This window comes from Parafannyhessea sp. LCP19S3_B1, assembly GCF_052121955.1.
In the GTDB taxonomy this organism is placed as follows: Bacteria; Actinomycetota; Coriobacteriia; order Coriobacteriales; family Atopobiaceae; genus Parafannyhessea.
In genome coordinates this window covers 122,763-134,954 of record NZ_JBQKDH010000004.1, presented here as the reverse complement: position 1 = coordinate 134,954, position 12,192 = coordinate 122,763, and the positions used below count along the sequence as shown (strand labels likewise).

The window sequence follows — 12,192 nt, the reverse complement described above, 5'->3', positions numbered from 1 at the left end:
GCGTGACCATGGCACAGACTGACTCCCACGGCCCCCAGCGGGCCGAGCACGTACGTAAGAGCCCCGCGCAGGGAAAGGACGCCCCCCAGGGGCGGAGAAGCGCCCGGCCGCAGGGCGCGCGGCGCGCCTCGGGGCGCGCGGGGTCTTCCCGCGCAGGCAAGGCGGAGCGACGCGACGTGTACTACATCCCAACGACATCGAAGGTCGGGGGCGCCGCGGACGCGCGCCGCGGGTCGGCCGAGGGCCGTTCTGACAGGGCGGCCTCGAGCAAGGCGCCGGCGTTTCTCGCCCTGGCGCTCATCCTCGTGCTGGGAGGCGGCGCCTGGCACCTGTGGACGAACCGCGCGGTGAGCGTGACCATCAACGAGAAGAGCTACGACGTGCGTATAGACAGCACGCTTGCGGAGGCGGTTCGCGACCAGTCCATCCACACGAGGCCCGGAAACTACGTGAGCGTGAGGGGCGACGTCCTGAAGGCGGGCGGCGGCGAGCCGTTTGTCGCCACGGTGGGAAAGAGGAGCCTCACGGGCAAGGCGGCCCAGGAGTACCGCGTGAGGGCGAACGACAAGATCACGCTCTCCGCGGGCAGGGACGTGATGGAGCCGCACACGAAGAAGGTCGAGACCGAGGCCCCGAAGCTGGTGATGAAGGGCGGCTACGGCCCGATCGCCTACGTGAGGGACTGGGGCACGCCCGGCAGGGTCGAGCGCCTCACCGGCAAGAAGTCGAAGCAGGTGGCGGAAATCGTGAAGTCGAAGACCGTCGACACGGAGGTCTACCTGCGCACGCCCATTCCCGAGGGCGACAAGAAGCTCGTGGCGCTCACGTTTGACGACGGACCGAGCGACAAGTACACCCAGCAGTACCTTGACATCCTGAAGAAGCACAACGCGAAGGCGACGTTTTTCTGCCTTGGGAGGCAGGTGCAGGAGTTCCCACAGCTCGCGAAGGCGATCGTGGACCAAGGCAGCCAGATTGCAAGCCACACGCAATCGCACAAACAGCTGACGAAGCTGGGTTCCGACGAGCTGAGGACGGAGTTCGACACCGCGTTCAAGGCGATAAGCGACGCGACGGGCGTAGACACGACGGTCTTCCGCCCGCCGTACGGCGCGTTTACCGAGAGGACGTGGCTCGCGGCCGGCGGCATCCCCTCCGTCTCGGTCACGTGGACGCAGGACTCGCGCGACTGGGCGCGCCCCGGCGTGGACGCAATCGTGAAGAACAGCCTGGCGAACGTCAAGTCCGGCTCCATCATCCTGATGCACGACGGCGGCGGCAACCGCGACCAGGACGTGGAGGCCCTGCCGAAGATCATCGAGTCGCTCCAGGGCGCGGGCTACACCCTCGTCACGATTGACGAGCTCATGGCATCGGACAGCACCATCCCGAAGTCCATCCAGACCGGCGACGCGAAGATGCCGAAGGGCGTCACGTGGCCGACGGAGCTGGGAGACGCATAGCGTCTGCGCAGGGCCTCATGGGTGCGAAAGCGAAGGGTCCGCAGCCGGTTGGTTGCGGACCCTCTTTGTATGACGCCTGTATGAGCGCTACCTGCCGGACATCGCTACGCCACGCGCGGAACCTCGGTGGGGTACGTCGTCGCGTTGGGGTCGGGCTCGATCCTCCCCAGGGCTTTTCGCACCAAGAACCTGATGATTCCGGTGACGACCATTATTGCGGCAAGAGCCGCCACGAAGCCGAGCATGGTGTAGATGATGAACAGAACCGTCTGCATCGAGAAGGCACCCATAGACCCCTCCGTTCGATTGAATCGTTCCGCACGCGCCAACGTGCCCTTCAAATTACGTTTTACATGGTTTCTAACAATGTTTCAAGTGTGTTTCACGCTTTTCCAAGCGCGTCAAACGTACAGGTAAATGGCCTTTATGCATGTGTCCCTATGGAGGTGCCGCGCATGTGCGGCACCTTGATTTAACTCAAACTCTTATACATGAAACTATTTTGCCAGACGCCGGGATCGGCCTTCCGCCACGCCGGAGCGCCGTCTGCCCACGGCCAGGGCCCCCATTGCGTCGCGGGGCGCAGCCATGCGGGTAACACACCAGGATCGATCTTGCGGGATTGCGAAAGGTCGGCCGTGGTGTGTGCTGCGGTTGCCGACGGTGCGACACGCACCCGGGCTGACCTTGCGCGTTCTTGCAAGCTCGGGCGCGGTGTGTTGCGTCCGGAGGGGGCTCGCGGCGGAAAACGTCGGATGTGTGCACTGAAAATTGTTCGGTTTCTTATGTCGCGACCCTTCTAGCTGCAAATATGTGAAGTCAAACCAGTTTAAGGCGGTACACACCTGAGGGTTTCTCACATTTTGGGTAACACACCCCGGGATTCCTGCCATGGGACCACGCGTTCCGTCACACACCAAGGGTGAGTTTGCAGGATTCCGCAAACTGAGATCAGATGCGTATCGCAGCCGATACGCTTCCGGGGCGAGCTTGCGAAATCTCGCAAACTGGAGCCGGGTATGTGACGCGCCACTGTGGGCGTGGGTACACACCGGACGCCAGTTTGCAGCGTCTTGCGAGCTGGAGCCGGGTATGTAGCGCGTGCATTCCGTCGCGGGCTCTGCACACTGCCAAACGGCGATGCGAAACTGTGGCCCAGGCCCTCGCATCCCGTCCCCGCGCGCACCCGCCTCCTGTATCATGGACGAAAACGATAGGAGGAAAAGATGACCGACCCGATTAAGGTAATCGAAGTCAAGGAGAGCGTGTTCGCGAACAACGACCGCGAGGCCGAGGCGCTCCGCGCGCGCATGCACGACGCGGGCACGCTCATGATCAACCTCATGAGCTCGCCGGGAGCCGGAAAGACCACGCTCCTCTCCGCCACGCTGCGCGCCCTCGCGGACGAGATGAACATTGGCGTGATGGAGGCGGACGTCGACTCTGACGTGGACGCCTACACGGTGCAGGAGGCCGGGGCGAAGGCGATCCAGCTGCACACCGGCGGCATGTGCCACCTCGACGCGGCCATGACGGAGCAAGGGCTCAACCAGCTGGGCTACCAGGACCAGGACCTCGTCGTGATCGAGAACGTGGGCAACCTCATCTGCCCCGCGGAGTTCGACACGGGCGCCGGCAAGAAGGTCATGATTCTCTCGGTCCCCGAGGGCGACGACAAGCCGCTGAAGTACCCCCTCATGTTCGAGGTGAGCGACCTCGTGCTCATCAGCAAGGTGGACACGCTGCCGTACTTCGACTTCGACAAGCAGAAGCTCGAGCAGAACGTGCACCTGCGCAACCCGAATGCCAAGATCATCTACCTCTCCGCGAAGACCGGCGAGGGCATGGACGAGTGGCTGGACTGGCTGCGCGACGCCGTCCGCGACTGGAAGGCCTAGCGCATGCACGAGCTGGGAGTGGTGTTCGCGGCGATGGACACGATCGAGGACGTTGCCCGCGAGAACGAGCTTTCGCGCATCAGCTCCGTCACCATGTGCCTGGGCGAGGTCTCCGGCATACTGGAGGACTACTTCGTGGACTGCTGGAAGTGGGCGCAGCAGAAGAGCGACCTGCTGCGCGACTCCACGCTGCAGGTCGAGCAGATCAAGGCCGTCACCGTATGCAACGCGTGCGGCCACACGTACGAGACAGTGCGCTACGGTCGCACGTGCCCGCACTGCGGAAGCGACCAGACGGTGCTCCTGCGGGGCAACGAGTGCGAGATCAAGCAGATAGAGGGCTGTTAGAGACTGGTAACGCACTGGTAGACGGCCGTGCGATTGGGTATGAGAAACGAAAGACACTTACGGGGGCGGCGCTTCGCCCCCTAACCCATGGCACTTAGGTGGTTCACGGCATGACACACGACAGATTCTCGTCGCGGCACATTCTCCTTCCGGGCGCAGGGGCGCTCGCCCTGGTGGCGGCGCTTGGCTGCTACCAGTCCGTCGCGCTGGACAGCGTTGGCTGGGCGCTCACCGCGGGCGTTGCGGCCCTTGGCGCAAGCACGATCCTGGCGTTCACCAGGTCTGCGGCACAGGACCGGCAGGCGCGCAGCGGCCAGGCGCAGGCGGCGACTCCCCCGCATGCGGCAGCCCTAGGCGCCCACGCGGCACCGGGCGAGAAGGACGGGGCGCCTGACGCCGCGGCCGCCCCGTCGCACCAGGGACCTGCGCAGCCGCAGCCCGGTGCGGCCACGGCCGAGCTTGCCGTGGGCGCGCCCGTGAGCGCACGGCCGGCGCACGCCTCTTCCGCCGTGCGCGACGACGTCGCCGCGCCGGCAGAGGCCGCGCAGGCAGCAGCCGCACCGGCAGAGGAAGCCTCCCCCACGGACTCCGCCGCGGGCAGCGAGCCCGCCATCGCTCGCTCGCAGCTGGACTACGACGCCGTGAGCGAGCGCATCGTACAGAGCCCGGACCCACTTGCCGAGCTCAAGCTCCTGGTGGGAGACATCCGCACCCGCATGGCCCAGACCGACGGCGAGGACGCCGCGCGCGAGCTTGACGCGGCCCGCCTCCCCGGAGACGCGCCGCTGGTGCCCGCGACGCGCGACTCCGGCGGTGCCGCGACCCCGGACGCCGCGATTCTCTCGCCCTCCCCCGTCGAGCGCTTCGTGGCGCGGATGCTGGTGGAGGCGGGGCTCTTCTCGACCGACACGGAGCTGCCGCGCATGTCCGTGGTGCGCTCACCGCACTCGCAGATGCTGTTTGTGCGCATTGAGCAGCGCGAGCTCTCGTACCTGGCGCGGTTGCGCGTGCTGAAGATCGAGGCGGCGCTGAACGCGATGCGCTACGCGTGCACGTACTTCGACGACCCGCACGACGTTACGGAGGCCGACTGCTACAAGCTGACGCAGGGGCTCGCCACGTCGGTGTGTGCGCAGTCGCCGGGGCTGGACGTGCCGCTGGAGTCCGAGGAGGGCGAGGACCCGGACGGCGAGTGGGCCGTGCGGCGCAAGATCGCCGCCGCCATCGAGGACATGCAGCTGCCATACCGCCTTGAGCAGCACTTTCGCGTGAACGTGGCCGACGGCAACGTTGGCTTCCACGTGGACCTGACGCCGGAGCGCGTGTTCCCCTCGTCCGTGTTCGTCGCGGGGCTCGGCGTGGTGCAGAGCTCGCGCGAGATGCGTCGCAAGGCGGCGTCCGCCTACGCCCAGCGCGTGGCCATACTGCTTGCGGCGACGGCGTTTCGCGCCTCGCGGAAGATCCGCCACGCCTGGGTCATAGGCACGGTGGACGACGCCCACGCGCACCGCTGCTACCTGTGCGTCGACTTCGACCGGTGGCGCTTCGCGCGGCTTGACCTGAACCACGTGGACGACCTCCCGCGCGCCATGAGGCCGTTCGTTCCCAACATGCGCGTCGAGAACGACATCCTCCGTCCCGTGGAGCAGACCGTGGACCTTTCCGACCCCCGTTTCAGCCCCACGTGGCGCCACATGCCCGTCGGCCTTTCCAGCCGTCGCCTTCCCAAGCGGCTCGCGCGCGCCCTGGGCGCCCCAAGCGTGAGCGGCCTTGCGATCGAGGAGGCGGACAAGCGCAGCCTCATCGCGGGCGACATCATGCTGAACCTGTGCCCGCCGGAGGAGCGCGACGCGACGCAGCGCAACGTGCGCATGGTTATGGAGCTTGCCGGCAACGACCCGGACCCCACGGTGCGCTCCGCGGCGGAGCGCCTGGTGAGGGGCATGATTGACGGCACCGTGGGCACGGACCCCACGGACATCGGCGAAGAGTTCGTGCGCGGCGACGCGCTGGACAGGGCGTGCGAGCGCGCGAAGGACTGCCTCACCAGGCACGATGCCGCCGGGGCGAAGGACGTGCTGGAGCCCGTGGTAAGCCCCGTGGACGCAGCCGGGCTCTTCTCGGACGGGGGCGGCGTGGTGTGGCGCTACTTCGCGAGCTACGTGGACCGCACGCTGTACAACCGCCAGCACGCGGACGACGGACGAGCGCTCCTGCTGGTGCCGGACGCGTACTTTGCGGCGCACTTCTACCTCTCCGTCGCGAGCCTCGCCCTGAGGCAGACGGACGCCGCGCTTGCCCACGCGCGCCGGCTGCGCCAGATGGCGCCGCTGGACAAGCACGCGAACCTGCAGCTGGTGCGCTGCCTGGAGGAGGCGGGCCGCACGGACGAGGCCATGGCGACCCTGACGGAGTTCCTGAGGGGCGCGCACGACCCCGAGGCCATAGGGCTCGGCTACTATCGCATGGCGTCGTTCCAGATGGCCCGCGGCAACACGCTCGCCGCGCAGGCGTGCTACCAGAGCGCCATGAGCTTCATGCCCTCCATCACGCCCGTCGTGGTGATGGAGGTGACGGGCCTTGCCGCGCAGTCCCAGGGCGAGAGGGGCGGGCTTGCCCTGAGCCCCATGTCGCAGCAGGAGGTCGAGGCGACGCTTGGCTACCACGGCGTGCCCGTCGCGCCGACGGACGAGGTGTCGAAGACGTTCCTAGAGTGCACGCGCGCGTCGATGGACGCGGAGGTCTACCCCGTGGCGCGAAACTTCGTGAGCGTGCTCGCCGCGTTCGACCCGGACGACGTGATACTGCAGGTGCTGGACTCCATGGAGGGCGTTCCCGACCAGTAGCGCCATCCGTCAAGGCGCCGCCATCCGTCGCGGCAGAGCAATCCGTCGCGGCAGCGCGCGGGCGAGAAGAACAAGACGAGGGGACCGCAGCCAGGCCATGGCGGCGGTCCCCTCGTGCTTGCGTGACGTGCGGCCCAGTATGGGGGCGCGCCTACAGCTCGAGCCTCATGAGGCGCGCGATGGACACGATGTAGATCTGCAGAGCGCGCTTGAGCTGCTCCTCGCTGAAGCCCTCGTCCGCGGAGTGCTCGGCGCCCACCCAGTCGGGCATGGGGAACGCCGGGTCGTTCGGGCCGAAGGAGCCACCGGCCTTGAAGTGGCGCGCGTACGTGCCGCCGCCGATGCAGAAGCCCTTCGCGTCGCGGCCCGTGTACTCGTTGTACGTCCTCACGAGCGTCTGCATGGCAGGCGTGTCCGGGTCGGTGAGGAACGGCACCATGTCGAGGTCGACGTGGATGGTGCAGCCGTGCTCGGCCGCGAGCGCCCCCACGCGACGCGTGATCTCCTCGCCGGTGATGTTCGTGGGGTAGCGGCTGTCGAGCGTCTGCTCGAAGTGGCCGTCCTTGGTGGCGATGGTGCCGCCGATGCACGTCAGGGGGTCGAAGTACTCGTCCTGGCACGCGACGCCCAGGGTCGAGCCGTCCGTGGAGCCAAAGACCAGCCTCTCGAACTGGAGGAAGTCCTTCTCGCCCGCGGAGCACAGGTCGTTCTGCAGCAGGTAGTCGACGAGAAGACCGATGGCGTTGATCGAGCCCTGTGGCGTGGACGCGTGGGCGCCGATGCCGTGGGCCGTGAGGCGCGCCAGCCCCTCCCCCGCGCTCTCGACGTCTATGCGGTCGGCGGACGGGAGCTTGGACGCGTCCGCACGCACGACGGCCGTGGCCTCGCCAGCGACGGCGTTGCCGACGGTGCCACCCTCGAAGTCCACGATCACGTCCGAGACGGGCTTGGAGGTGACGGTCGCGGACCAGCCGCCCTTCTCGCCGTAGATGAGCGGGAAGTCCGCGTCCGGTGAGAACAGGAACTCGGGCTGGTCGAAGTTGTCGAGGTACCACTCGACGTCGGCCATCTCGGTCTCCTCGTTGTTGCCGATGATGCAGCGCAGCGTGTACGGAAGCCGCTCGCCCGTCTCGCGCGCGAGGTCCGCGAAGAACTTCGCCGCGTAGAGCGAGAGGGTCGTGGGGCCCTTGTCGTCGAGCACGCCGCGGCCGATGAGGTAGCCATCCTTGCGGGTCACCTTGAACGGCTCGAACGTCCAGCCGGTGCCGGCGGGGACGATGTCCGTGTGGCCGATAGTTGCGATCTGCTTGGGGGACGCGCCGGGGACGTCCGCGTAGCCGATGTGGCCATCGCAGTTGTGGGCGTCGAGCCCCAGGCGCGCCGCGATCTTCACGGCGGTGTCGAGCGCCTCGAACGGCGCGGGGCCGTACGGCTTGCCGGGCTCGGCGTGGTCGAGGTCCTCGACCGAGTTGATCCGCACCAGGGAGTCGATGTCCGCGACGACGTCCTCCCAGTTCTTCTCGACAAACTCACTCGCGCGTTGCTTGAGCTCCTCGTCCGTCATGGAAACCTCCGCATATATGTGTTGCCGTATCCAATACCCACCCAGTGTAACAGGCTGGCAACAATCACGGACGCGTCTTCCGCGGGCGGCACGGGTGGACGCGCGCGCGGAACGACGAGCACGAGGCCGGCGCTATCACTCAGTCGGCTTGTGCCCAACCTCGACGTCCGGCCACACGAACTGGGCGTTACCCGCCTCTCCCCCGTCGACGAGGAGGCTCTGCCCCGTCATGAAGCGGTTGGTCACGCCCACGAAGTACACCCACTCCGCGATCTCGCGCGGGGTGGCCCAGCGGCGCAGCGGCGTGAGCGCCATGATCTTGCCCCAGAGCTCCGGGTCGTCCATCACGGGACGGTTGAGGTCCGTGAGGACGCCGCCGGGGTCGACACTGTTTGCGATGGCCTGCGGCGCCAGGCGCAGCGCCAGATTCTTGGTGTACGCGATGATGCCGCCCTTGCTAGCGGCATAGTGCGGGAACTCCGAGCCGTTGTGGCCGGACGACGACCCGACATTCACCACGGAGCGCACCCGCTCGCGCGGGCGCGAGACGCTCTGAAACGCGTAGCGCTCGCACACGTTGATCGCGCCCTTGAGGTTGACGTCTATGTCGTCCGGGGTGTCCTGTACGCCGGCGCACGTGACGATGACCTGCGGGGACAGGTCGGGAAGCGACGCGACATCGCGCACGTCCGCGATGTGGTGGTGATAGCGGGCATGCTCCACCATCGCCGGCGCGACGTCGAGGCCGTCCACGCGGTGCCCGCGCTCGAGGAAGAGCTCCGAGACCGCGCGGCCGATGCCGCCGGAGGCACCGGTCACGAGCACGTCCATGGGCTGCCGCCCGTCCCGCGCGCCCACGGCTACGCCTCCCTCGCGACGGAGGCGTCCGCCACGGCCGCCGGGGTCGCGTCCTTCTCGCCCTGCGCGTCGAGGTACGCCTGGCCGACGCCGTCGCGCTCCCACTGGCGCACGACGCGGAACCCGATGGGACTGAGCACGACCTCGCACAGCAGCTCGACGAGGGCGCCGGTGACGGAGCAGCCGAGCACCTGCGCCCACGTCCAGCCGAAGAACGTGTGGCTGACGATGACGGCGAACGTGAGGTTGTCCACGAGCTGGCCCACGAGGGTGGAGGCGTAGGAGCGCGCGGCGAACGTGCCGAAGCTGTCCTTCGCGAACTTGCCGCCGATGAACTGATTGAGCAGGGAGTTCGTGACGGACGAGAGGAGCATGGATATCGAGCTGCCAAGGACCACGTACCAGCTGCCGCCGAACGTGGCGTTGAGGCCCGCGTCCACGGGGGCGAGCCCGGAGGAGTAGTACGCGCCCCAGTGACCGGGCGCGAGGCTGACGAGCCACAGCAGCGCGACGACCGCGAGGTTGCACGCGAGCGCGAACACGGAAATCTTGATGGAGGCCTTCGCCCCGAAGCGTTTGGTGATCATGTCCATGCAGAGGAACGAGACCCAGCTGAGCGTGATGCCGCAGTCGAGCGCAAGGTACGGAAGCGAGACGAGCTCCTTGTTGGCCAGCAGGTTCATGAGGACGACGCTCAGCACGAAGAGCGTGACGTTTGTGCTGGGCACGTTGCGCAGCAGCAGCCGATAATCCCTGAGAAAGTCCCTGAGCATGCGATTGTCTCCTTTGGTTTTAGGTTTAGCGAGCAGGATTTAGGAACCGAACTGCTCGGCAGGCGTTTGCACCCGCATAGGACGCACGATAGACTAGCATATCTCACGGCGGTCGCGCACGCACCCGCTCGCGCACGGCACGCGGACCGCCCACACGCTCCACCCATACACCAGGCGACGGAGGCTCCCATGGACCCATCCCAACACGACGCGTCGAGAAGGACCGGGAACCCGGGGGCCAAGAGGGCGCCGTGGCTTGCGGGAAGGGCCCCCGCGGCGCTGTGGCCGCCGCGCTTTGGTGCCGCGATATTCGACTTCGACGGGACGATATCCGATACCGCGGCCCTGTGGCGCAAGGTGGACGAGGCGTTCTTGGGGTCACGCGGCCTGCGGGTTCCGCCGGACTACGCGCGCACGCTGTCCGTGCTGGGCTTCGAGGCCGGCGCGCGCTACACCATCGAGCGCTTTGGCCTGCGCGAGTCCGTGCAAGACATCTGCGACGAGTGGAACGCCATGGGACGCGCGCTCTACAGGGACGAGGCCCGGCTGCGCCCCGGCGCCGAGGCCTACATCCGCGCGCTGCGCGGGCGGGGCGTTTCCGTCGCGCTCGCGACGACGAACGACCCGGACGTGCTGGACTCCATGCGTGGCATCGACATGGACGCGCTCTTCGAGACGAAGGTCCACGGCAAGGACGTACCCGTGCCAAAGAGCAAGCCGGACATCTACCTGGAGGCGGCGCGACGCCTGGGCGCCGCGCCCGGGGACTGCGTCGTGTTCGAGGACCTCGCCGTAGGCATACGGTCCGCGCGTGGCGCCGGCATGCTCACGTGCGGCGTGCGCTCGAACGACCCGACGCAGGACGTGGAAGAGGTCCGCACGGTCGCGGACCTCTTCCTGGACGACTGGCGCGACATAGCGCTGTAGGGGCGCCGGCGGCGCCGGACCCAGGCGCCGCACGCGAGCGGAGCGCCCGGCCTAGAGCTCGAGCCTCATGAGGCGCGCGATGGACACGATGTAGATCTTGAGCGCCCGCCGCAGCGTCTCCTCCGCGATGCCCTCGTCGGGACCATGCTCCGGCCCGACCCACGCCGGCAGCTTCGCCTCCGGGTCGTTCGGGCCAAAGGCGCAGGCGCGGCTGAAGTTGCGCGCGTACGTGCCGCCGCCGATGACCATCGCCTCCGCCGGCCTGCCCGTGTACTCGTGGTATGTGTCGAGCAGCGTCCTGATCTCGGGCGACGTGGGCTCGATGTAGAACGGGACCTTCACGCCGTCCACGTCGAACGCAAGGCCATGCTCCTCGCCGAGCGTCGCGAGCGCGCGGGCGATCTCTTCGTCCGTGGTCGAGGTGGGATAGCGCGAGTCGACCGTCTGCACGAAGCGGCCTCCCTCGGTGCGCACCGTTCCCCCGATGCAGGTAAGGGGGCCGAACTTCTCGTCCGCAGACGCAATGCCCACAGAGGATCCGTCCGTGGACGCGGCGCACAGCAGGTGCTCGAACGAGAGGAACGCACGCTCGCGCTCGGAGCAGACGTCGTGGTCCAGGAGGTAGTCCGCGAGCACGCCTATGGCGTTAACGGTTCCCGCCGGCAGGGACGCGTGGCCGCCGATGCCGTGCGCGACGACTCTTGCGAGCCCCTCGCCCGCCGGCTCGACGTCAATTCCGTCTGCCGCGGGAAGCTCGCCCGCGGCAGCGCGCACGAGCGCGGTCGCCTGGCCGGGGATCGCGTTGGCGACCGTTCCGGCGTCAAGCTCCACGATGCGGCTGCCCGGGGTGTCGCCCGCGATGACCCCGCTCGTGAAGTGGCCGTGGAAGACGCCCTTCTCCCCGCAGATGAGCGGGAAGTCGGCGTCGGGCGTGAACGCGAACGCGGGCTCCTCGTAATGGGCGAGGTACCACTTGAGGTCGCCCATCTCGCATTCCTCCTCGTTGCCCACGAGGCAGCGCAGGGTGTACGGCAGCGGACTGCCGGTCTCCTCCGCCTTGCGCTTGAAGAAATGGGCCGCATAGAGCGAAAGCACGAACGGGCCCTTGTCGTCCAGCACGCCACGACCGATGAGATAGCCCTCGCGACGCGTCACGTCAAACGGGTCGACCGTCCATCCAAGACCCTCGGGAACGACGTCCGTGTGGGCGATGGTCGCGATCTGGCGATCCGACGCACCCGGAAGGTCGGCGTAGCCTATGTAGCCGTCGCGCTCGTGGGCGTCCAGCCCCAGCCTCCGCGCGATGCCGAGGGCCGCCACAAGCGCATCGTGGCTCCCCTTGCCCCAGGGCATGCCCGGGCCCGCCGTCTTGGAATCTCGAACGGAGCGAATCCTCACCAGCGTGCGGATGTCCCCGACCGCGTCCTCCCATATCTCGTCGACGTAGGCGTCGACCTCCTGCTTGAGCTTGTCGTCAGGCATGCTTCCTCCATCTCTCGTGTCGTTGTGCGAGAC

Annotated in this window: 10 protein-coding genes; 5 read left to right on the top strand and 5 right to left on the bottom strand. The window is 67.6% G+C overall.

Features of this window, described 5'->3' with window-relative positions:
- Positions 1-8 precede the first annotated feature (8 nt).
- Positions 9-1,463 (top strand): polysaccharide deacetylase family protein, encoded by a 1,455-nt coding sequence (locus ACTQWE_RS03005; protein ID WP_441856988.1) that lies wholly within the window; start codon positions 9-11, stop codon positions 1,461-1,463.
- A gap of 104 nt (positions 1,464-1,567) precedes the next feature.
- Here ACTQWE_RS03005 and ACTQWE_RS03000 read toward each other — a convergent pair whose 3' ends face one another.
- Entirely contained in the window at positions 1,568-1,753 is a 186-nt protein-coding gene (locus ACTQWE_RS03000; RefSeq protein WP_090844409.1) for a hypothetical protein, read from the bottom strand.
- Between the two features lie 936 nt (positions 1,754-2,689).
- Between ACTQWE_RS03000 and hypB the strand changes: the two genes are divergently transcribed.
- The 3 genes from hypB to ACTQWE_RS02985 all read left to right on the top strand — a co-directional run bounded on the left by hypB (position 2,690) and on the right by ACTQWE_RS02985 (position 6,555).
- On the top strand, positions 2,690-3,361 hold the full coding sequence (gene hypB, locus ACTQWE_RS02995; protein WP_170103353.1) for a hydrogenase nickel incorporation protein HypB: 672 nt from the start codon (positions 2,690-2,692) through the stop codon (positions 3,359-3,361).
- A gap of 3 nt (positions 3,362-3,364) precedes the next feature.
- Positions 3,365-3,709, top strand: coding sequence for a hydrogenase maturation nickel metallochaperone HypA (locus ACTQWE_RS02990; RefSeq protein WP_170103352.1), 345 nt, complete (start codon positions 3,365-3,367; stop codon positions 3,707-3,709).
- Between the two features lie 110 nt (positions 3,710-3,819).
- Positions 3,820-6,555 carry a tetratricopeptide repeat protein gene (locus ACTQWE_RS02985; RefSeq protein WP_441921251.1) on the top strand — a complete coding sequence of 912 codons (2,736 nt, stop codon included), beginning with the start codon at positions 3,820-3,822 and terminating at the stop codon, positions 6,553-6,555.
- Positions 6,556-6,706: 151 nt separating this feature from the next.
- On the opposite strand, the gene ACTQWE_RS02980 is transcribed toward ACTQWE_RS02985, so the two are convergent.
- From ACTQWE_RS02980 to ACTQWE_RS02970, 3 genes are all read right to left on the bottom strand, one after another.
- Positions 6,707-8,119 (bottom strand): Sapep family Mn(2+)-dependent dipeptidase, encoded by a 1,413-nt coding sequence (locus ACTQWE_RS02980; RefSeq protein ID WP_441856624.1) that lies wholly within the window; start codon positions 8,117-8,119, stop codon positions 6,707-6,709.
- A gap of 135 nt (positions 8,120-8,254) precedes the next feature.
- Positions 8,255-8,977 carry an SDR family NAD(P)-dependent oxidoreductase gene (locus ACTQWE_RS02975; RefSeq protein WP_441921249.1) on the bottom strand — a complete coding sequence of 241 codons (723 nt, stop codon included), beginning with the start codon at positions 8,975-8,977 and terminating at the stop codon, positions 8,255-8,257.
- Positions 8,978-8,979: 2 nt separating this feature from the next.
- A complete protein-coding gene (locus tag ACTQWE_RS02970) occupies positions 8,980-9,750 on the bottom strand; it encodes a VUT family protein (RefSeq protein ID WP_441856626.1) in 771 nt (256 codons plus the stop codon).
- Between the two features lie 189 nt (positions 9,751-9,939).
- Here ACTQWE_RS02970 and ACTQWE_RS02965 point away from each other — a divergent pair, with 189 nt between their 5' ends.
- On the top strand, positions 9,940-10,677 hold the full coding sequence (locus tag ACTQWE_RS02965; RefSeq protein ID WP_441856627.1) for an HAD family hydrolase: 738 nt from the start codon (positions 9,940-9,942) through the stop codon (positions 10,675-10,677).
- A 51-nt stretch (positions 10,678-10,728) separates the two neighbouring features.
- Here the strand turns inward: ACTQWE_RS02965 and ACTQWE_RS02960 are convergent, their stop codons facing one another.
- A complete protein-coding gene (locus ACTQWE_RS02960; protein WP_441856628.1) occupies positions 10,729-12,159 on the bottom strand; it encodes a Sapep family Mn(2+)-dependent dipeptidase in 1,431 nt (476 codons plus the stop codon).
- Positions 12,160-12,192 lie beyond the last annotated feature (33 nt).